General features: G+C 70.1%; 21 protein-coding genes, 2 tRNA genes, 1 other RNA gene and 1 pseudogene. 12 read left to right on the top strand and 13 right to left on the bottom strand.

Translation table 11 applies throughout. From position 1 onward, the window contains the following. The coding region (locus tag ASD25_RS21575) for a 3-hydroxyacyl-CoA dehydrogenase NAD-binding domain-containing protein (protein ID WP_056620243.1) at window positions 1-2125 on the top strand (2125 nt) is incomplete at its 5' end. A 17-nt stretch (window positions 2126-2142) separates the two neighbouring features. On the opposite strand, the gene ASD25_RS21570 is transcribed toward ASD25_RS21575, so the two are convergent. Further along, the gene (locus ASD25_RS21570; RefSeq protein ID WP_055829785.1) at window positions 2143-2574 is read right to left on the bottom strand and encodes a DUF488 family protein; all 432 of its coding nucleotides are present in this window, start codon (window positions 2572-2574) and stop codon (window positions 2143-2145) included. A gap of 228 nt (window positions 2575-2802) precedes the next feature. On the opposite strand from ASD25_RS21570, the gene ASD25_RS21565 reads away from it, so the two are divergent. The 3 genes from ASD25_RS21565 (at window position 2803) to ASD25_RS21555 (ending at window position 4779) form a co-directional block, all read left to right on the top strand. Further along, complete coding sequence (locus ASD25_RS21565) at window positions 2803-4458, top strand: amidohydrolase (protein ID WP_055829787.1); 1656 nt, start codon at window positions 2803-2805, stop codon at window positions 4456-4458. Between the two features lie 83 nt (window positions 4459-4541). Continuing rightward, window positions 4542-4615: transfer RNA gene (locus ASD25_RS21560), tRNA-Gly, on the top strand. Between the two features lie 90 nt (window positions 4616-4705). Then, window positions 4706-4779, top strand: a tRNA-Gly gene (locus ASD25_RS21555). Between the two features lie 9 nt (window positions 4780-4788). Here the strand turns inward: ASD25_RS21555 and ASD25_RS21550 are convergent. The 6 genes from ASD25_RS21550 to ASD25_RS21525 form a co-directional block, all read right to left on the bottom strand. Then, window positions 4789-5772, bottom strand: coding sequence for a TraB/GumN family protein (locus tag ASD25_RS21550; RefSeq protein ID WP_055829789.1), 984 nt, complete (start codon window positions 5770-5772; stop codon window positions 4789-4791). Between the two features lie 57 nt (window positions 5773-5829). Next, on the bottom strand, window positions 5830-6021 hold the full coding sequence (locus ASD25_RS21545) for a helix-turn-helix transcriptional regulator (RefSeq protein ID WP_055829790.1): 192 nt from the start codon (window positions 6019-6021) through the stop codon (window positions 5830-5832). A gap of 10 nt (window positions 6022-6031) precedes the next feature. Next, window positions 6032-6481: a hypothetical protein gene (locus ASD25_RS21540; protein ID WP_055829792.1), complete on the bottom strand. Its 450-nt coding sequence runs from the start codon at window positions 6479-6481 to the stop codon at window positions 6032-6034. 79 nt (window positions 6482-6560) lie between these two features. Next, the gene (locus ASD25_RS21535) at window positions 6561-7829 is read right to left on the bottom strand and encodes a DNA recombination protein RmuC (protein WP_055829795.1); all 1269 of its coding nucleotides are present in this window, start codon (window positions 7827-7829) and stop codon (window positions 6561-6563) included. A 274-nt stretch (window positions 7830-8103) separates the two neighbouring features. After that, complete coding sequence (gene recR / locus ASD25_RS21530; protein ID WP_055829797.1) at window positions 8104-8706, bottom strand: recombination mediator RecR; 603 nt, start codon at window positions 8704-8706, stop codon at window positions 8104-8106. Window position 8707: 1 nt separating this feature from the next. Continuing rightward, window positions 8708-9037: a YbaB/EbfC family nucleoid-associated protein gene (locus ASD25_RS21525; RefSeq protein ID WP_055829799.1), complete on the bottom strand. Its 330-nt coding sequence runs from the start codon at window positions 9035-9037 to the stop codon at window positions 8708-8710. Between the two features lie 135 nt (window positions 9038-9172). Between ASD25_RS21525 and ASD25_RS21520 the strand changes: the two genes are divergently transcribed. Continuing rightward, entirely contained in the window at window positions 9173-9787 is a 615-nt protein-coding gene (locus tag ASD25_RS21520) for a malonic semialdehyde reductase (protein ID WP_055829801.1), read from the top strand. Window positions 9788-9937: 150 nt separating this feature from the next. Here the strand turns inward: ASD25_RS21520 and ASD25_RS21515 are convergent. Together ASD25_RS21515 and dnaX are read right to left on the bottom strand one after the other, a co-directional pair. Beyond that, a pseudogene (locus ASD25_RS21515) lies at window positions 9938-11169 on the bottom strand (DNA polymerase III subunit gamma/tau); the annotation flags it as partial. A gap of 1 nt (window position 11170) precedes the next feature. Then, window positions 11171-11955: DNA polymerase III subunit gamma/tau (dnaX, locus tag ASD25_RS21510; protein ID WP_156389414.1), on the bottom strand; the 785-nt coding region annotated here is incomplete at its 3' end. A gap of 132 nt (window positions 11956-12087) precedes the next feature. Here dnaX and ASD25_RS21505 point away from each other — a divergent pair. After that, window positions 12088-12714, top strand: coding sequence for a hypothetical protein (locus ASD25_RS21505; protein ID WP_156376950.1), 627 nt, complete (start codon window positions 12088-12090; stop codon window positions 12712-12714). Between the two features lie 8 nt (window positions 12715-12722). On the opposite strand, the gene ffs is transcribed toward ASD25_RS21505, so the two are convergent. Further along, window positions 12723-12818, bottom strand: an RNA gene (gene ffs, locus ASD25_RS29685) — signal recognition particle sRNA small type. A 167-nt stretch (window positions 12819-12985) separates the two neighbouring features. Here ffs and nudC point away from each other — a divergent pair. Then, window positions 12986-13915, top strand: coding sequence for an NAD(+) diphosphatase (gene nudC, locus ASD25_RS21500; protein ID WP_055829805.1), 930 nt, complete (start codon window positions 12986-12988; stop codon window positions 13913-13915). Here nudC and ASD25_RS21495 read toward each other — a convergent pair. Next, the gene (locus tag ASD25_RS21495) at window positions 13912-14640 is read right to left on the bottom strand and encodes a 3-deoxy-manno-octulosonate cytidylyltransferase (protein ID WP_082560090.1); all 729 of its coding nucleotides are present in this window, start codon (window positions 14638-14640) and stop codon (window positions 13912-13914) included. The genes nudC and ASD25_RS21495 overlap by 4 nt on opposite strands. Before the next feature lie 150 nt (window positions 14641-14790). Between ASD25_RS21495 and ASD25_RS21490 the strand changes: the two genes are divergently transcribed. Beyond that, window positions 14791-15537, top strand: a complete 747-nt coding sequence (locus tag ASD25_RS21490; RefSeq protein ID WP_055829807.1) for a cytochrome c family protein — start codon at window positions 14791-14793, stop codon at window positions 15535-15537. Window positions 15538-15596: 59 nt separating this feature from the next. Here the strand turns inward: ASD25_RS21490 and ASD25_RS21485 are convergent, their stop codons facing one another. After that, window positions 15597-16382: an NlpC/P60 family protein gene (locus ASD25_RS21485; protein ID WP_055829808.1), complete on the bottom strand. Its 786-nt coding sequence runs from the start codon at window positions 16380-16382 to the stop codon at window positions 15597-15599. A 54-nt stretch (window positions 16383-16436) separates the two neighbouring features. After that, complete coding sequence (locus ASD25_RS21480; protein WP_055829809.1) at window positions 16437-17837, bottom strand: M17 family metallopeptidase; 1401 nt, start codon at window positions 17835-17837, stop codon at window positions 16437-16439. A gap of 93 nt (window positions 17838-17930) precedes the next feature. Here ASD25_RS21480 and ASD25_RS21475 point away from each other — a divergent pair, with 93 nt between their 5' ends. The 4 genes from ASD25_RS21475 to ASD25_RS21460 form a co-directional block, all read left to right on the top strand. Next, on the top strand, window positions 17931-18743 hold the full coding sequence (locus ASD25_RS21475) for a tetratricopeptide repeat protein (protein ID WP_055829810.1): 813 nt from the start codon (window positions 17931-17933) through the stop codon (window positions 18741-18743). A gap of 18 nt (window positions 18744-18761) precedes the next feature. Continuing rightward, complete coding sequence (locus tag ASD25_RS21470; RefSeq protein ID WP_055829811.1) at window positions 18762-19232, top strand: iron-sulfur cluster assembly scaffold protein; 471 nt, start codon at window positions 18762-18764, stop codon at window positions 19230-19232. Between the two features lie 44 nt (window positions 19233-19276). Then, a complete protein-coding gene (gene yidD / locus ASD25_RS21465) occupies window positions 19277-19522 on the top strand; it encodes a membrane protein insertion efficiency factor YidD (protein ID WP_055829813.1) in 246 nt (81 codons plus the stop codon). Next, window positions 19522-20437: threonine--tRNA ligase (locus ASD25_RS21460; RefSeq protein ID WP_156389413.1), on the top strand; the 916-nt coding region annotated here is incomplete at its 3' end. The genes yidD and ASD25_RS21460, both read left to right, overlap by 1 nt.

The following is a 20437-nucleotide window of genomic DNA, read 5'->3' as shown; positions in this document are numbered from 1 at the left end:
GAACACCCTGACCTCGGGCGTGATGAAGGAAATCCCCGAATGGGTCGAACGGGTGAAGACCGACGACGCCATCAAGGGCGCGGTCCTGACCTCGGGCAAGGCGAGCGGCTTCTGCGCCGGCGCCGACCTCGGCGACATGGCCGGCGGCATGCTGGCGGGCGGTTCGCTGCAGGAGGCCTATGACGCCGGCTGGAAGCTGAACGGCGCCCTGCGCGCGCTCGAGACCTGCGGCAAGCCGGTCGCCGCGGCGATCAACGGCCTGGCCCTCGGCGGCGGTCTCGAACTGACGCTGGCCTGCCACTATCGGGTCGTCGGCGACGACAACAGGATCCAGCTGGGCCTGCCCGAGATCAAGGTCGGCCTCTTCCCCGGAGGCGGCGGCACCCAGCGGCTGACGCGACTGATCGGCGTGCAAGCGGCGATGATGGCCATGACCGAGGGCAAGTCCTTCCGTCCCAACGACGCCAAGGGCGCCGGCTTCGTCCACGAGGTCGTGGCCAAGGGCAGCGAAGTGGAAGCCGCCAAGGCTTGGATCAAGGGCGGCGGCAAGGCCGTCCAGCCGTGGGACGACAAGTCCTTCAAACTGCCCGGCGGCGGCCCCTACCACCCGGCCGGCATCCAGAATTTCCTCGTCGGCAATGCGATGATCCGCAAGCAGACATACGGCAACTATCCGGCCGCCACGAACCTGATGAAGGCCGTCTATGAAGGGACGCAGGTCCCCATGGACGCCGCCCTGCGCATCGAGACCCGCTACTTCATCAAGACCCTGATGACGCCGCAGGCCCAGGCCATGATCCGCAGCCTGTTCCTGTCCAAGCAGGAGCTCGACAAGGGCGCCGTCCGCCCCGCGGGCGTGCCGAAGTCCGACCCGAAGAAGGTGACCGTCCTCGGCGCCGGTATGATGGGCGCCGGCATTGCCTATGTGCAGGTCATGGCCGGCATCGAGACCGTGCTGATCGACCAGACCCAGGAAGCCGCCGACAAGGGCAAGGCCCATGTCGCCGACCTGCTGAAGAAGCGTCTGTCGCGCGGTCAGATGACCCAGGAGAAGTTCGACGCCACCCTGGCCATGGTCACCGCCACGACCGACTATGCTCATGTGAAAGGCAGCGATCTGGTGGTCGAGGCCGTGTTCGAAAGCCGCGAGATCAAGGCCGACGTCACCAGGCGGGCCGAGGCCCAGCTGGCGCCCGGCGCCATCTTCGGCTCCAACACCTCGACCCTGCCGATCACCGGGCTCGCTGAAGCCAGCGAGCGGCCCGAGGACTTCATCGGCATCCACTTCTTCTCGCCCGTCGACAAGATGATGCTGGTCGAGATCATCATGGGCGAGAAGACCTCGCAGGAGGCCTTGGCGAAGTCGCTCGACTACGTCCTGAAGATCAAAAAGACCCCGATCGTCGTCAACGACAGCCGCGGCTTCTACACCAGCCGCTGCTTCTCCACCTTCCTGACCGAAGGCATGGCGATGCTGAAGGAGGGCTATGCCCCGGCCCTGATCGACAACGTCGGCCGCATGACCGGCATGCCGCGCGGCCCGCTGGAAATGCACGACGACGTCGCGCTCGACCTCTCCTACAAGATCGGCAAACAGACGCGCGCCGACCTGGGCGACAAATACGTGCCCAACCCCGGCGAAGACATCGTCGCGACCATGGTCGAGAGTGGCCGCTTCGGCCGCAAGAACGGCATGGGCTTCTATGACTACCCGGCCGAAAAGGGTTCGCCCAAGACGCTGTGGAAGGGCCTCGCCGAACTGGCTCCGACGACGAAGACCGAGGGCTTCGACGAGTCGCCCGAGGCGCTCGGCCGCGTCGCCGAGCTGAAGACACGCCTGCTGTACCGTCAAGCCGTCGAGGTCGCACGCTGCTGGGAAGAGGGCGTCATCGACGACCCGCGCGAGGCCGATCTCGGCGCCATCCTCGGCTGGGGCTTCGCGCCCTGGACCGGCGGGCCAATCACCCTGATCGACCAGACCGGGCTGAAGGCCTTCGTCGCCAAGGCCGACGAACTGGCCGCCGAGCACGGCGACCGCTTCAAGGTCCCGCAGCTGCTCCGCGACATGGCCGCGAAGGGCGAGACCTTCTACGGAAACTTCGAGGGCCGGCAGAAGGCCGCCTAGGCCCTGACGGTGCGGGTCTAGAGGTTCACCACCTCGAACCCGTCCTCGCTCGCCAGCCGTTCGGCCAGCACCGCGCGGTGACAGCCCGCATGGTCGGCCTCGAAGCATAGCAGGGCGGTGGGCCGGTCCCTGGCGATCTCGCGCAGCCGCTCGAAGGCCAGCTGCGACGGCGGCTCTTCCATGTGACGGGCGAAGATGTCGCGCATCTCGCCGATCCGGCCCTTGCGCGCCGCGTCCCGCCCGGCCTTGGGGGTGCCGAGATCGCGCAGGTGGACGTATTCGATCCCCGCCTCGGCCAGGCTGGAGCCCAGCACGGTCTTGGAAAAGCCCGCCCGCCGCGACGCCGCCACCGCCCGCACATCGGCCAGAACGGTCACGCCCGCGGCCTTGAGCCGGTCGATTACGGCGGCCTGCGGCTCGCCTTCGTATCCGATAGTGTAGAGTTTCATACCTTCCAGATGGGGAAGGCGCGCCCGCTCGCCACTACGACCGGTTTTGACGCATGCTCCCTGTAGGATGCTTTCCTGGCCGATGCGGCCAGGACGAAGGGATGGACGGAATGGACGCTATGGACGCTATGGACGCTTTGGACTGTATTTTTCACCCCCGCTCCTCCCGGTCTTGACCCCCGGCCCGGCGCCCGCCACCCCTGCCATCGCCTCTTCCGGAGTTCGCTGATGATCCGCACCCTCACCCTCGCCCTGCTGCTCGGTTCCGCCGCCTGGAGCGCCGAGGCGCAGGAGCTGCTGATCCGGGGCGGCACGATCTACACCGGCGTGGCCGGGCAGCCGACGGCCGAGGTGGTCCTCGTCCAGGACGGGCGGATCGCCTATGTCGGCCCCGCCTCCGGCGTTCCGGACGTCGAATACGCCGAAACCCTCGACCTCGAGGGCGCGGTCCTGTTTCCCGGCTTCACCGACGGCCACGCCCACCTCGACGGCATCGGCTGGCGCGAGCTGACCCTGAACCTCGAAGGTTCGGCCTCCGTGGCCGACGCCATGGCCCGGCTGAGGGCGTGGGCGGCCGCCCACCCCGAGGGGCCCATTGTCGGTCGCGGCTGGATCGAGACGCGCTGGCCCGAGGCGCGCTTCCTGACCGCCGCCGATCTGGACGCCGCCGCGCCGGGCCGCGTCGTTCTGCTGGGCCGCGCCGACGGCCACGCCGTGGTCGCCTCGACCCCGGCCCTAGCCGCCGCCGGCATCGGCGCCTCGACCGTCGCCCCGTCGGGCGGCGAAATCCTGAAAGGACCCGACGGCCAGCCGACCGGCCTGCTGGTCGACGCCGCCGAGCAGCTGGTCGCCGGCCTCCTGCCCCAGGCCAATCCCGCCGCCCTGCGCGAGGCCTATCGCGCCGGCTTCCGGGTCGAGGCCGCCTATGGCTGGACCGGCGTCCACTTCATGAGCGCACCGTGGAAGGACATCCCCCTGCTGGAGGCCATGGCCGAGGCCGGGGAGGCGCCCCTGCGCATCTACAACAGCGTCACGCCCGACGGCGCGGCCGAGCTGATCGCCGGTGGGCCGCGCAGCGTCGCCGACGGCCGGATCATCACCCGGGCGATCAAATACTACGCCGACGGCGCCCTGGGCTCGCGCGGCGCGGCCCTGTTCGAGCCTTATGCCGACCGGCCCGACACCACCGGTCTGATGCAGATCGCGGAACAGGAGATCGTGCCGCTGTACCAGGCGGCCCTGAGGGGCGGCATACAGATCGCGACGCACGCCATCGGCGACCGGGGCAACGCGTCGGTGGCCGAGTGGTACCAGCAGGCGCTGGCCGGGGTGGCGCCCGCGGACCGGCCCAACGGCGCCGACGTGCGCTGGCGCATCGAACACGCCCAGATTCTGCGGCCCGCCGACTATCACTGGTTCAGGGACCTGCCGATCATCGCCTCGATGCAGCCCAGCCACGCCATCGGCGACCTGTATTTCGCCCCCGCGCGCCTTGGCGACGCCCGTCTCGACGGCGCCTACGCCTGGCATAGCCTGGTCGATCTCGGCGTCATCGTGGTCGGGGGCTCTGACGCGCCGGTGGAGCGCGGGTCGCCGCTGATCGAATTCTACGCCGCCGTCGCCCGCCGCGATCTGGAAGGAAACCAGGGACCCGACTGGCGCCCGAATGAGGCCGTGGACCGCGCCACGGCGTTGAAGATGTTCACCCTGTGGCCCGCCTACGCCAGCTTCCGCGAGGCCGAACTGGGCACGATCGAGGTCGGCAAGCGCGCTGACCTGACCGCCTTCGACGTCGACCTGATGACCGCTCCCGTCGCCGACATCCCCAGGGGCAAGGCTATGCTGACGGTGGTCGACGGGGTGGTCGTCTATCGCGCCGACTGAGCCTGAAAACGGAACGGGACGGCCTCCCGCAGCCGTCCCGTCTGGACGCCGTCCGCCGTTGGCCCTAAGGCTGCGGCGGCTCCGCGGGCGTGATGTAGTGGTAGCCTGAAAGCTTCCCAAGCTTTTCGTGCGGGTTCGATTCCCGCCGCCCGCTCCACCGTCAGGGCGTCGTCGCCTGGCAGTCAGGCGACGAGATCGGGATCAGGTTCGACTGCCCTGCCGTTGGCCCTAAGGCTGCGGCGGCTCCGCGGGCGTGATGTAGTGGTAGCCTGAAAGCTTCCCAAGCTTTTCGTGCGGGTTCGATTCCCGCCGCCCGCTCCAGCCGTCGCCCTATTCGCGGGTGACGGCGACGCCGCGATCCTTCAGAATTTCCTGCACGCTGTCCTCCCCGGCGAGGTGGGCCGCGCCCACGGCGATGAAGGCCGTGCCCGAGCCCGCCAGCAGCGTCTGGATCTGACCCGCCCAGTCGGTGTTCCGCCGGACCAGCAGCGCCTCGTAGACGGCCGGGGATTCGGCGCGCATCTCATCGACTGCGACCCGTTCCAGCGTCGCCACGTCCCCCGTGGCCCAGGCCCCCACCATCTCGTCCAGTTCGACCGTGGCGTCGCCGTAGGCCTCAAGCGTCGAGCGCAGGAAGCTCAGCTGATCGGTCTCCGACATGCCGGCGAGTATGCCGATCTGCCTGTCGATGGTCTCGAAGCCGTGGATCGGCTTGCCCGCCGCATCGGCGCGGGCCTTGAGGATCAGCTCAACGCCCGACTGGGGATCGTAGCCGGCCTTGACCAGCGGCGCGACCGACAGGGTCAGGCCGGCCAGCCAGGGACGGAAGACGTCCAGCTGCGCGGCCTTCATGCCGGCGCCGGCGGCTGCGGCGTTCAGCGCGGCCATTTCCTCGGCCGTCAGCAGGCTGGAGAGGGGGCGGTCGGGCGAGATGCCGTGCTGCTGGATCAGGGGGAGGATGGCGGCCTGATCGTCGGGGTTGGATATCTCGAACCAGATCTGGTCGGCGCCGGCGAAGGCCGCGTCCACCCTGGCCGAGCCCCAGGCCGTGGTCGGGCGCAGGACGTGGACCGTGCCGAACAGATAGAGGGTCGAGTCGGCGTCGCGGATGACCCACAGGGCCGGGCCGGCGCCTTCGGCCTGGGGAACCACGCGGGCGGCCACGGCGGCGGCGGGGGCAGCCTCGACCGCCTGGGCGAAGGCCTGGGCCGGCTGGAAGGCGATGGCGCCGGCCAGTCCGAGGCCGAGAACGGCCCCCAGGGCGGTGCGGGCCAGATGGGCCGCGCGGGTTTTCAGAGGCGTGGAAACGGTCATGGAAACAATCCTTGGAGCGGGTCGGAAGCGATTTTGTGGTGGGTCCCGAGGAAGGGCTCAGTCCTCGGTGAAGATGGATTCGATGGGGTGGCCGAACACCCTGGCGATCTTGAAGGCCAGCGGCAGGGAGGGGTCGTAGCGGCCGGTTTCGAGGGCGTTGACGGTCTGGCGCGAGACGCCGAGGGCGTCGGCGAGATCGGCCTGGCTCCAGTTCCGTTCGGCGCGCAGGACCTTGAGACGATTGTTCATGCGAGCGGCCTCACCGGTGCTTCAGCCACCAGCCGGCCCAGGCGAGAGAGTAGCCGGCGAGCTGGAACAGCAGGATCGACATCATGCCCGAGACAAAGATGTCCGCGGCCCGGGAGCCGAAGCCGGCGGGGACGGGAACGTCCTGCGCCCGCATCATGAGGGTCAGCAGCAGCACCGCCCCGACGGCCATCCCGCCCGTGCCGCCCCACCACCAGGCCCATTTGTGCGCCTCGCGCGCCGCCTCGTCGATGCCGCGCCACCACCAGATGCAGCCGGCGAGGCCGGCCGCCATGGCGGCGGAGATCATGGCCGCGGTCAGCGCCACGCCAACCGGCCCCGGCTGGTCGCCGAAGACTGCGCTGGCGGCGCCGGCCAGACCGCCGACAGCCAGCGAGCCGATCATGACGAGGGCGTAGGTTGCGGGCCCATGCGGGCGCTTGGGCTTGGCGATCGGGTTCATGACAAGGCTCCCTGTCGATTTGACAAGTGTGTTTTACATCACGGAGCGATCGTGTCAAGCGTCCTTGTCCAACCCGGGGTCAGGCCTTGGGAAGCGCCGTGGCGCGGCCTTCGGTCGCGACCAGCTCCGGTCGGCTGAGAGCGCGAGGCGACTGGTCGACGGGCGCCAGTTCGGGCAGTTCCTTGCCTTCGTGATCGACCTGGAGATCCTCGAACCGACGGGCCGAGACCATGACCTGGCTCTCGAGCGAGCCGACGAACTGGTTGTATTTACCGACGGCGGTATCGAGCGCCCGGCCCACGGCGGCGGCGTGGCCGCCCATGACCGACAGGCGTTTGTAGAGCTCCTTGCCCAGTTTCGCGACGTCCTCGGCGTTGCGCGCCTGCTCCTCGGCGCGCCAGCCGTAGGCGACGGCCTTGCACAGGGCGAACAGGGTGGTCGGGGTGACGATGACGACGCGCGAAGCCATGGCCGTGGTCATCAGGTCGGGCTCGTGATCGAGGGCGGCGGCGAGGAAGGCGTCGCCGGGCACGAACATGGCGACGAAGTCCGGACTGGGCTTGAATTGATCCTGATAGGCCTTGGAGGACAGCTGGCGCACGTGGGTCTTCATGCTGGTGGCGGTGCGCAGGGAGGCGGCGAGGCGCTGGGCCTCCTCGTCGCCATCGGTTTCGTCGCCGAAGGCCAGCGACACCTTGGCGTCGATCACGAACATGCCGCCGCCGGGCAGACGGACAACGAAGTCGGGGCGTTGCTGGCGGCCGGCGTCGTCGGCGCTGGAGGACTGTTCCTCGAAGTCGAAACGGCCGGCCATGCCGGCGGCCTCGAGCACATTGCGGCAGGTCTGCTCGCCCCAGCGGCCCCGGCGGCCGGTGTTGCCCTTGAGCGCCTCGGTCAACCGCCGCGCCTCGTCGCGTGTGGCGGTGGAGGCGGTCATCAGCAGGGCCAGCTGTTCCTTGAGCCCGCCGGTCTCCTCATTGCGCGCCTTCTCGAGCGCGGCGACATGCTCCTGGAACAGTTTCAGGGTCTCGGCCACGGGCTTGAGCTGGGCTTCCATCCGCTGCTGGGACATCAGTTCGCGGGTGCGGAAGGTCTCGTCGGTGCGCTTCAGCAACTCCTCCGCCACGGTGTTGGCCGACTGGGCGGCCTGGGCGCGGAGCAGTTCGGTCGAGGTCGCGGCCTGGTCCTCGAACAGGCGCATGCGGGCCTCGGTCTCGGCGTGACGCTCGCGCAGCTCCCAGTTCCGGGTTTCGGCCGCGGCGGCGCGACGACGCTCCATCAGGGCCCAGGCGAGGGCGATGACGGCGACCAGGGAGGCGGCGAGGAAAGCGACGAGGGAGGCGTTCATGCTCCGTTCCTTAACCGGAGTCGCCGGGGGCCGCCATGGCGGGCGCTCGTGGATTTCACTCGGGTAAAATCCGGAAAAACACCGTCCAGACCGTCCAAGTCGTCCAAAGCGTTGGTAGCATCGCCCATAGCGTCCCGACTCGTTGGAAGGGGAGATAGCCCTGCACGCGGCAGTCTACACCCGGCCTGCGTCAGAATCGGTCGTAGGCGGCCTGTTCCCACCCGTCTTCCTCTGGCTTTACCCGGGGATGACGACGCAGGCGGGGAGCCCGACCCTACGCCGGCCGGCGCTGCCTCAGCGCCTGGATGATGGTGCCGTCGTCCAGCCAGTCGAGCTCGCCGCCGACCGGGACGCCGCGCGCCAGGGATGTGATGATGACGCCGGTGTCGGCCAGCCGTTCGGCGAGATAGTGGGCCGTGGTCTGGCCGTCGACGGTGGCGGGAAGGGCCAGGACGATCTCCTTCGCCTCGCCGCCGCGCACCCGTCCGACCAGTTCGGCGACCCGCAGGGCGTCGGGGCCGACGCCATCCAGGGCCGACAGCAGGCCGCCCAGCACATGATATTTGCCGCGAAAGGCGCCCGACCGCTCCATGGCCCACAGGGCCCCGGCCTCCTCGACCACGCAGATCAGGGCGTTGTCGCGCGCGCCGTCAGAACAGATGGAACAGGGATCGCGGGTGTCGGGCGCGCCGCAGACGCTGCACGAGGTGACCTTCGCCGCCGTCTCGGCCAGCGAGGCCGCGAGCGGGACCAGCAGCTGCTCACGCTTCTTGAGCAGGGCCAGGGCCGCGCGACGGGCCGAGCGGGGCCCGAGCCCCGGCAGCTTCGCCAGAAGCGAGATCAGCCGTTCGATCTCGGGTCCGGCCGAGGCGGCCAAGTCAGAACAGCTTCGGCATGCCGGGGATGTTCATCCCGGCCATGGGGCCGGCGGCCTCGCGCATCAGGGCGCTGTTGACCTCGTCCAGCTTGCGCTTGGCGTCGGCGTGGGCGGCGACGATCAGGTCGGCGAGGATCTCGCCCTCGCCGGGGACCAGCAGACTGTCGTCGATAACCACCGAGGTGATCTCGCCCGCGCCCTTCAGGGCGACGGTGACGAGGCCGCCGCCCGAGGTTCCGGACGCGGTGGTTTCGGCCATTTTCGCCTGGGCGTCCTGCAGCTTCTGCTGCATAGCCTGGGCCTGTTGCATGAGGGCGTTGAGGTCTTTCATGCCCTCAAGATAGGCGCTGACCCTGGCTTGGGACAGGCCTGAAAAATAGCAACAGAATTTGTTTCGAATGCCCTTGAACCAAATCCGGGCCGCGCCATTTAGCATCCACCACTGTTGCTGATCAGGAGCCGCCTCATGGCCTTCGATTCCACGCCCGCCCGCGACCTGCCCCTCTCCGAGACGGCGCTGGACCAGCTGTTCACCGCCGCCCGCACGCGCAACGCCTGGTCGGACCGGCCGGTGTCCGAAGACCTGATGCGCCGCCTGTACGACCTGACCAAATTCGGCCCGACGGCGGTGAACAACACCCCGGCGCGGTTCGTGTTCGTGACCTCGCCGGAGGCGAAAGCGCGGCTGGTCCCGCTGATGAGCGAGGGCAACCAGGCCAAGACGCTGCAGGCGCCGGTCGCCGTGATCATCGGCTACGACATGGATTTCCACGAAACCCTGCCGCGGCTGTTTCCGCATGCGCCCGGGGCCCGGGACTGGTTCGCCGACGCGGCCGCGCGGCGCGAGTCCGCCTTCCGCAACAGCTCGCTGCAGGGCGGCTATTTCATGATCGCCGCGCGGGCGCTGGGCCTGGACGTGGGCCCGATGTCGGGCTTTGACGCCGAGGGGGTGAAGGCCGAATTCTTCGCCGGCACGGCGGTCGAGCCCAACTTCATCGTCAACCTCGGCTACGGCACGGACGAGAACCTGTTCCCGCGCTCGCCGCGCTTGGGGTTCGAGGAAGCGGCGCGGATTATCTGAGCCATCAAATTCCGCTCATCCCGGCGAAAGCCGGGACCCAGTGTTCTGGGCGATCCGGCGGGACCGGTGAGCCTCACTCGCAGTCCTCGGACGCCGGCGTCAGGCTGGAAAGAACTGGGTCCCGGCTTTCGCCGGGATGAGCGGAAATTCTCAGTCTTCCTCCCCCGGCTCATCCGGAATGGCCGGAAGCTCCACCGCCGGCGCGAGCGTCTTGATCTCGCCGATCTTCGCCCCGGGGAAGGCCTGCATCACCGCCATGACGAAGGGGTCGGCCTCGATTCCGGCCCGCTCTTCCGAGCGCTTGCGGCGGTCGATCTCGATCATGGTCTCGCCGCCGCCCTGGCCGTTGGCGGCGATCAGCCAGGTGCGGCCGGTCCAGTCCTTGAGACGCGAGGCCAGCTTGCGCGCCAGGTCCATCGGCGCGCCGTCGAGGCTTTCATAGGTGATGGCGCCCGGCTTGAAGGCCACGGGGCGGACGTAGCGCTGCACGTCCATCTGCAGGCCGACCTCGCGCTTCTCGCCGATCAGGGCCACGACCTGCTCGAACGACTGCGGGTCCGGCAAGGCCGGCGCGGCGACCGGTCGGGCGGCCAGCTGGGCCGACGCTCCGCCGCCGCCCCCGCCGCCGCCCGAGGGGCCGCGCGGGGCAGAGCCGCCGGGCATGGGCTCGCCGTCGCGCAAGGCTTTCAGGGCTTCTTCGGGTCCCGGCAGGTCGGCGGCGTAGGCGAGGCGGACGATGGCCATCTCGACGGCGTCGGCCGGATTGGGCGCGCGGCGGACCTCGTCCAGGGCGCGGAGCAGCATCTGCCAGACGCGGGCGAGGGCGCCGGCCGAGATCACCGCGCCCAGGGCCGTCAGCTTCTGGGCCTGGTCATTGGGCAGGCGGGTCGCCTGCGGCCCCAGCATCTTGGCCACCGAGGCGGCGTGGCAGTGCTCCAGCAGATCGTTGGTGATCTGCACCGGATCGGCGCCGTAGCCGTAGAGGGTGCGGAACAGCTCCAGCGCCTCGGGCGTGCGGCCGGCCATGATGGATTCGAACAGGGCGATAGTCTGGCTGCGGTCGGCGAGGCCCAGCATGTCGCGGACGACCTCGGTCCTGACCGTCTCGCCCCGGTCGCCCTGGACCAGAGCCTGGTCCAGCAGGCTGAGGCCGTCGCGCACCGAACCCTCGGCGGCGCGGGCGATCAGGGCGAGGGCGTCCTGCTCGATCTTCATCCCCTCGCGGTCAGCGATGCGGGCGAGGTGTTCGACGAGGATTTCCGGCTCGACGCGGCGCAGGTCGAAACGCTGGCAGCGGCTGAGGATGGTCACCGGCACCTTGCGGATCTCGGTGGTGGCGAAGATGAATTTGGCGTGCGGCGGCGGCTCTTCCAGCGTCTTCANTCCGGCTCGACGCGGCGCAGGTCGAAGCGCTGGCAGCGGCTGAGGATGGTCACCGGCACCTTGCGGATCTCGGTGGTGGCGAAGATGAATTTGGCGTGCGGCGGCGGCTCTTCCAGCGTCTTCAGCAGGGCGTTGAAGGCCTGGTTCGACAGCATGTGGACTTCGTCGAGGACATAGACCTTGTAGCGCGCCTCGACGGGGGCGTAGCGGACGCTCTCGATGATGTCGCGGATGCCGTCGATGCCGGTGTGGGAGGCGGCGTCCATCTCGACCACGTCCATATGCTGGCCGGCCATGATGGAGGCGTCGTGGCGGCCCTGGTCGGTCAGGGCCAGCGACGGGCGGTCGATGCTGTCGGTCTCGTTGTTGAGCGCGCGGGCCAGCAGCCGGGCGGTGGTCGTCTTGCCGACCCCGCGGACGCCGGTGAGCATGAAGGCGTGGGCGATGCGGCCGGTGGCGAAGGCGTTGGTCAGGGTGCGGACCATGGCCTCCTGGCCGATCAGGTCCTCGAAGGTGTGCGGCCGGTATTTGCGGGCCAGGACGGTGTAGGCCTCGCCGTCGTCGACATGGGCCGCGGGGCCGGAGTCGGCGGGAGCGGCGCGTTTGGCGGCTTTGGCCTCCGGCTTCGGCTCGTCAGGAATTGCGGCGGCTTCGGCCTCCCGCATGCCAGCGGGTTCGGGCGCGCCGAACATGTCGTCGGTGTCGGGATCGCGCTCGACGACGTCGCCGTCGGGGGCGTCTTCCTCCCACGGAGGGCCATCGAGACTCGGATCGGCGTCGCTCATGCCTGATCCTTAGCGCGACAGCGCGCGGCTGCCACCCCCGCCACGCATCACGACGGTGGATTGCAGAGAAGCCTTGCGGCAGGCGAACGCCGTGTTAAGCCAAACGCCAAGGTTGAATCACGGGGGAACGTCATGCTTCGGTCTGTAATGATGGGAGCGATGCTCTCCCTGGCGCTGGCGGGCGCCGCGGCCGCCGAGCCGTTCCGGTCCTTCGCGGACCTTTGCCTGTCGACGGACGCCAGCGCGCGGGTCGCCGGTGGCGCGGCCAAGGGTTCAGGCTGGAGGGACGTGACGACGCAGATGGCCGCCGAAATGGGCGACATGGGCGAGGAGTTCCAGGACATCGCCGTCTACTTCAACTTCGATCCGGCCAGCGCCGGACGCCTGTCGCCGGATCAGTCCATCGAAATCCTGGTGACCGGCTGGGGCGACGGCGAGGCTGTGATGGACACCAAGGGGGTGGTTCTGGACCTTTGCGGCGTGTTGTCGCCCGAAGCGGATGCGCTGACGATGAGCAAGCGGGTGTCGGATCATCTGGGCGTGCCCTCCTCCACCAACGACGACGAGACCTTGTGGCTGTATTCGCGGCAGGGTGACCGGTTCGTATCCGAGGCGGCCCTGGTGGACGCCGAGGACGACATCTTCATGGAGGCCGCCCGCGAGCGCAGCCTGTACGCCGTGTACGTGTTCGAGGAAGACGGAATGGCCGGCCTGTTCGTCGGCGCGGTGCGTCCCGAGGCGAAGGCGCAGGACCGCTGAATTCCAGGGTGAGGTGGAGACCGCGACCCGAAGGGGAATTCGTTGTGGCTGCTGCCTTCCGGCCCTGACCAGGTTGGCGAAGCCTTCGCCCGCGATCTCCAAGGCCGATATGACGATTCCCGCTCGCGGATGCAAGCGCGGCCTTGCTAGACGGGTGTATGNGCTGCCTTCCGGCCCTGACCAGGTTGGCGAAGCCTTCGCCCGCGATCTCCAAGGCCGATATGACGATTCCCGCTCGCGGATGCAAGCGCGGCCTTGCTAGAGGACTGTCATGGCCCTCCCCGCCCTGAACACCTTCTCCGGCAATCCGCTCGACCGCGCCGGCGACCTTCGCAACGATCCCGACTGGCTGGCGGAACAGGCCGCCAACCCCGAGGCCGTAGCCATGGCGCTGTGGGAAGGGCGGCCCCTGATCGAGACGGCGGGCGAACCGCGGCTGGCGTGGCTGGCCCTGACCCACGCCCGGGCCCTGGTCCCGGACCGCGAACTGTTCCTTGGGCTGTGGAAGGGCGCGCCCTGTTTCGCGGTCGAGATCGAGGGTTCGGCCGATCCGGCCGCCGGGCCGCTGGCCGGGCTGGGGGCCTTTCACGAGATGCGCGAGGCGGCGGCCCTGCTGCCCGGCCCCGACGCGGCCATGGCGGGGACGGCCAAGTCGCTGTTCGACTGGCGGCGGCGGCACGGCTTCTGCGCCGCCTGCGGGGTCGAGAGCGACAATGCCTGCGGCGGCTGGAAGCGGGTCTGCCCGGCCTGCGGCGTCGAGCATTTCCCGCGCGTCGACCCGGTGACCATCATGCTGCCGGTGTTCAGGGGCGGGGCCGAGCCGATCTGCCTGCTGGGGCGTCAGGCGGCCTGGCCGGAGGGGCGGATGTCGGCGCTGGCGGGGTTCCTGGAGCCGGGAGAAACCATCGAGGCGGCCTGCGCCCGCGAGATCGCCGAGGAGGCGGGCCTGACCGTGACGGGGGTGCGCTACCACTCCAGCCAGCCCTGGCCCTTCCCCTCGCAGCTGATGATCGGCCTGATCGCCGAGGTCGACAGCATGGACGCCCGGCCCGACCAGACCGAACTGGAGGCCGTGGCCTGGCTGACCCGGGCGGAGGCGCGGGCGTGTCTGGCGGGGACGCATCCGTCGATCAAGGCGCCGCTGAAGATCGCCATCGCCCGGACGCTGCTGCAGGCGTGGGTGGACGGGTTCGAGGCCTAGCCGGCGGCCAGCTTCCGCGCCGCCGCGAGGTCGTCCGGATTGTCGACAGACAGCGGGGCTTCGTCGATCACCGCGGCCCAGATCTGCAGGCCCATCTCCAGAGCCCGGAGTTGTTCCAGCTTTTCGCGACGCTCCAGCGGCGACGGCGGGGCGGTGCAGAACCGCTCGAGGGCGGCGCGGCGATAGCCGTACAGACCGATGTGCCGCCAGACGGGGGCGTCGCCGTACAGGGTCGAGCGGGTGAAATAGAGGGCGCGGCCGTGGCGTTCGCCTTCGGACAGGGCGACGACCGCCTTGACGACATCCGGATTGGCGCGGTCGGAGCGGTCGGCCTCGGGCGCGATCAGGGTGGCGATGTCGCAGGCCGGCTCGCCGTGCAGCAGGGCGGCGCAGGCCGTGGCCAGGCCGGGATGGGCGAACGGCATATCGCCCTGCAGATTGATGACGGCGTCGTGGAGGCCCCCCGGATCGATGGCGTCCAGCGCGGCGCGGATGCGGTCCGAGCCGGACGGCAGGTCCGGATCGGTCAGGACGGCGACGCCGCCGTCCGCCTCGATGGCCGCGACGATCGCGGCATCCCCCGCGGCCACCGCGACCGGCAGGCCCGACAGGGCGGCCTGGCGGTACGCCCGCACGATCATCGGCACCCCGCCGATGTCAGCCAGCGGCTTGCCCGGCAGGCGGGTCGCGGCCATGCGCGCGGGGATCAGGATCAGGGGGTTCACGTTCAGGTCCCGGGACAGACAGACGACTGCGACGCTCCGGCGGCCTTCCGCCGGTTGCGAAGGCCGCGCTAGCGTGTAAGAGACGCCCACGCAAGAATTCGCCCCGCCGGTCAGTCGGTCGGGCCTCAGAAACGGGATGAGACGACGCGCATGAGCGGCGATCTGAAGTGGAACAAGATTCTGGGCGCCGGTCTGGCGACCGCCTTCGTCATTATCGGCCTGCAGCAGGTGACGGGCGCGATTTATCATACCGAAGCCCCTGAAAAGATGGGCTATTTCGTAGACGCCCCGGAAGAGGCCGCCGCGGGAGCCGCTGAAGCGGTCCTGCCGCCCGACTGGGGTACGGTGCTTCCGGCCGCCGATCTGGCCGCCGGCGAGGCCGCCTTTGCGCGCTGCCAGGCCTGCCACACGGCGACGGCAGGCGGACCCAATGGAATCGGCCCGAATCTGTTCGGCGTCGTCGGCCGGGCCGTGGCCAGCCATGCGGGCTTCGCCTATTCGGACGCCATGCAGGCCCACAAGGGCGCTGCTCCGACCTGGACCCTGGATGAGCTTGACCAGTTCATCACCGCGCCGGGACGCCACGTGCCGGGCACCAAGATGTCGTTCGCCGGCATCCGCGACACCAACACCCGCGTCAATCTGATCGCCTGGCTGCGAAGCCAGGGGTCGGGCGGCGTGGCCATCCCCGCGCCCGACCCGGCGCGTCAGCCCGGCGCCGCGCCCGCGGCCGCGGCCGAAGGCGACGCTCCGGTCGCCGGCGCCGAATCAGCCGGCGCCGAGAACGGCGGCCAGACGGGCGCCGCGCCCGACACGGGGGCCGCGGCCCAGCCGACGACGGCGGCCACGCCCGCCGCCCCGCCGGCCTCGACCAGCCCGGCGCCGCCGAACAACTGAGCCCCGCAGGCTCGATATGAATGGAAGGGCGGTCCTCGGGCCGCCCTTTTTCGTTCCGCTCAGAGGCGACGGAACACCGGCCCCGGCGAGCCCTCGACCCGATGGCGGGCGTCCGCGTCCGCGAACGGCTCGATCACGACTCCGCCCAGACGACCGACGGCGTGCAGCACGCGGCCGCCGTCCAGCATCAAGCCGGCGTGGCCGTTCCACGGTCCCTCGTCGGGATCCAGCCAGATGACCAGATCGCCCCGACGCGCCTGACCGGAGGCAACCGCCCGGCCGAGTTCGGCCTGCAGATCAGCATAACGGGGCCCGGGAAGGCCGCAGGCGTAAAGCGCCTGTTGCACCAGACCGCAGCAGTCCGTGCCCAGCGACGAGCGGCCGCCCAGCCTGTAGGGCGTTCCAATCAGACGCTCGGCGACCTCGACGGGCGAAGCGGCGAATTCTCCGACCGGCGTCAGACCGGTCACGTCCGCGGGATCGACGACGAAGGCGTTGAGCGGCAGGGCGGCGTCGAGGCCGGCGACACAGTGCGTCGGCCGCGGCGCGCCCTCGGCCAGGTCGCTCGCGTCGATCCAGCCGACGACGCCGTCCCGGCGCGCGCGGCCCCACAGGCGGTCGCCGCGGCCGTCGAGCACGTCGAAGGCCTCGCCGAAGATCAACTGGTCGATGGGGTGTTCGCCGGGGGCGGCGTCGGCGTGGATGTCCGCAACCGCGACGGCGCAATGCATCGCCCGCACCGCGCGGAAGGCCGCGGCGCGCACGACGCCTTCCAGCGCCTGCTCGGCCAGATCGGGCCGGGCGAGCGTGGTGCGGGGATCGAGAATGGCGGCGGCTGCAGTCAAGCGTGGGCTCGTCCGGTTGAGCCGTTGTGGTAACGCAAGAAGCCGAAAGGGCCGTTAACGAACGGAGGCTTTGTTGTGGCCATATCGGCGGGAAAGCATCTCGAAACAGGCCCTCAGGGCCTGCGCCTCTCCGCCCTCGGGCCAGCCCGGACGCGCGCGCGGGTTCCAGGCGAAGATGTCCATATGGGCCCAGGCGCCGGTGGTCGGGGCGAACCGCTGCAGGAACAGGGCGGCGGTCACCGAACCGGCCTGGGCCCAGGCGGCGGAGTCATTGCGCAGGTCGGCGATCTCTGTTTCCAGCGCGGCCCGATAGCCCGGCCACAGGGGCATCCGCCACAGGGGGTCGCCGACGGCGCGGGCGGCCGCGAGCAGATCGGCCGCCAAGGCCTCGTCGTCGGTGTAGAGCGGCGGGAGCTCCGGCCCGAGGGCGATGCGGGCGGCGCCGGTCAGGGTGGCGAAGTCGAGAGTGAGCTCCGGCGAATGCTCGCCGGCCCGGGTCAGGATGTCGGCGAGGATCAGCCGACCCTCGGCGTCGGTGTTGCCGATCTCGATGGTCAGGCCCTTGCGGCTGTTCAGGATGTCGCCGGGGCGGAAGGCGTCGGCGGAGATGGCGTTCTCGACCGCGGCCACCAGCACGACCAGCCGCACGGGCAGTCCCGCCTGCATGACCAGCCGGCCGAGGGCGAGGGCGTGGGCCGAGCCGCCCATGTCCTTCTTCATATTGCGCATGCCGGCGGCGGCCTTGATGTCGAGCCCGCCGGAATCGAACACCACCCCCTTGCCGACCAGGGCGACCAGCGGCAGGTCGGCGCGGTCCAGATTCCAGCCGATCTCGATGACGCGCGGCGCGCGGTGCGGGGCGGCGGCGCGGCCGACGGCGTGAACCGCCGGATAGTTGTCGTCCAGCAGGGCGTCGCCGGTGACGACGGCGATGGCGGCCCCCGCCTCAGCGGCGATCTCGCGGGCGATGGTCTCGATCTGAAGGGGCCCCATGTCGGCCGCCGGCGTGTCTACCATCTCGCGGGCGAGGGCGCAGGCCGAGGCGATCCGCATCGTCGCCGCCAGATCGAGACCCTCCGGCGCGGCCAGCCGAACACGGTCGCGGTCGGGCCGGGCCTTGTAGCGGTCGAAGACATAGGCCCCCAGCAGGAAGGCCAGGGCGGCCTTGCGCGCGTCCTCCGGTTCCGCCTCGAGCCGGTAGAGGCCCGGCGGCAGCTTCGCCGGCAGGGCGCGGGCGGACAGGGGGTCGAAGGTCTCTCCGACGCCGACCAGAATCGCGGCGATCCCGCCCCCGCCGTCGGGCGCGACCAGCATCTGGCCGGGCTTGCCCGTGAAGCCGTTGGTCTCCGCCCAGCCCTGCTGGGCCTCATCGATCCGTCCTGCGGGCCCCACGAACCGCACCGGGATCGCGCCCGTGGCGTCAGCGGTCAGCAGGTCGGGATGCAGGGCGGACATGGACGACGGCCTTTCCGGCCGGCGACGGCCGATCTTAACCAAGGATTGACGCGAAGGGCGGACTCTGGCCCCCGAACCTTCCGGAGCGCCTCCATGTCGCGCACGACAGCCTCTATCGCAATCCTCGTCCTGCTTTCGGGCGTGGCCGCTCCGGCCTTGGCCGATCCAGCCGCCCCTCCGGCCCAGGCGCAGCCCCAGGCCGCCGTCGCGCGCCGGCCGGCCACCGCCGAGGTGCGCGCGGCCTATGATCGGTCCGACGCCCTCAGCCGGTCGGTGTTCTGGACCGACCAGGCCGACATCGATCCCCGCGATCCCGTCGCCGGGGTCAAGGCGGCGCAGGCGCTGCGGGATCTCGGCCGCTACGATCAGGCCGCCGAGATCGCCCAGCGGGTGCTGGTGATCCAGCCCGGCAACGTCGACGCCATGCTGGAGGTCGGGCGCGCCCACATCGCGCGGGGTCAGGCCTTCTATGGCGTCGCGGCCCTCGAGCAGGCCCGCACCGCCCGCCCGGGCGACTGGGAAGCCTGGTCGCTGCTGGGTGCCGCCTACGAACAGGTCCGCCGGCCCGACGACGCCCGCGCCGCCTGGGCCCAGGCCCTGGCCATCTCGCCCGACAATCCCGCCGTCCTGACCAATATGGCCATATCGGCCATGGCCCAGGGCGACGCCGCCACGGCCGAGCCGCTGCTGCGCCGCGCCGCGGCCCAGCCGGGCGCCTCGCTGAAGGTGCGGCTGAACCTGGCCATGGTGCTGGGCCTGACCGGCAAGATGGGCGAGGCGGAACAGATCCTGCGCCGCGACCTGCCGCCCGAGGCCGCCGACGCCAATCTGAAATGGCTGCGGGAGCGCGCCGACGGCGCCGGCGTGGATCAGGCCCGGACCTGGGGCTCGCTCCAGGGCGGCTGATCGCCTATATTTCCGCCCATGATCGACGAGCTCTACAGCGCGCGCATTCTGAAGCTGGCGGCCAATCTGCCGCACAGCGGACGGCTGGCCGCGCCCGAGGGCACCGGCGAGCGGGTCGCAAAACTGTGCGGATCGAAGGCCATCGCCGATGTGACGCTGGACGAGGCCGGTCAGGTTCTCGAATTCGCCCAGGACGTGAAGGCCTGCGCCCTCGGCCAGGCGGCGGCGGGCGTGCTGGGCGAGAGCGTGATCGGCGCCTCGCTGGATGAACTCGTTCAGGCGCGCGACGCCATGTCCGCCATGCTGAAGGCCGACGGCGAGGGCCCGACGGGCCGTTTCGAGGGGCTGCGCGCCCTGAAGCAGGTGGCGGACTATCCCGCGCGCCACGCCTCGACCATGGTCGCCATAGAGGCGACGCTGGACGCGGTGCGGCAAGCCCTGGCCCGTAAGGGCCCGGATACGCGAACTAGGCTCGCCGGGGCTGCCTGACGGCCGTTGCCCCTGCGCTCATTGCGGGGGATAAGCGCGGCGACATGGCTTCCGGCGGACCTCTCTATGAACGCGGCGTGCGGCTGGCCCATCGCGGCTACAAGCTGACGCTGTCGCCCCTGATCGGGCAGCAATGCCGGTTCCTGCCGACCTGTTCGGACTATGGCCGGGACGCGCTGATCCAGCATGGACCGGTCAAGGGGGGATGGCTGACGGTCAGACGCCTCTGCAAATGCCACCCCTTCGGCCAATCGGGCTACGACCCGGTTCCGCCTGTAAAGACAGACTGATGATCGATCTCAAATTCCCCGACGGCGCCTCGCGCCAGTATCCCGACGACGCCACGGGCCGTGACGTCGCCGCCTCCATCTCGCCGTCGCTGGCCAAGCGGGCGGCGCTGGTGGCCCTGAACGGCGAGCAGCGCGATCTGGACCGGCCCCTCGGCGGGTCCGGCGACTTCAGGCTGATCATGCGCGACGATCCGGAAGCGCTGGAAACCATCCGCCACGACGCCGCCCACGTGCTGGCCCAGGCGGTGCAGGAGCTGTTCCCGGGGACGCAGGTCACCATCGGCCCGGCGATCGAGGACGGCTTCTATTACGACTTCCACCGCGAGGAGCCATTCTCGACCGACGACTTCGCCGCCATCGAGAAGAAGATGGCCGAGATCGTCGATCGCGACGAGAAGCTGGTCCGCGAGGTCTGGGACCGCGACGACGCGATCAAGCATTTCGAGCGCGTCGGAGAGACGTTCAAGGCCGAGCTGATCCGCGATCTTCCGGGTACAGAGGAAATCACCGTCTACCGCTCGGGCGGCTGGCTGGACCTGTGCCGGGGGCCGCATTTCCCGACGACGAAATTCGTCGGCAAGGCGTTCAAGCTGACCAAGCTGGCGGGCGCCTACTGGCGCGGCGATCACCGCAATCCGCAGCTGCAGCGCATCTATGCGACGGCCTGGGCCTCGAAGGAGGACCTGGACGCCTATCTGCTGCGCGTCGAGGAGGCCGAGAAGCGGGATCACCGCAAGATCGGCAAGGCCATGGGCCTGTTCCACATGCAGGAGGAAGGCCGGGGCATGGTSTTCTGGCATCCCAAGGGCTGGGAGCTGTGGCGCGTGCTGGAGGCMTAYATGCGYCGCCGGCTGGACGCCGCGGGCTATGTCGAGGTCAAGACGCCGCAGGTGCTGGACCGGACCTTCTGGGAGA

The organism is Brevundimonas sp. Root1423 (assembly GCF_001426805.1).
The sequence above is the reverse complement of the archived record's forward strand: the minus strand, read 5'-3'. Positions and strand labels throughout refer to the sequence as shown.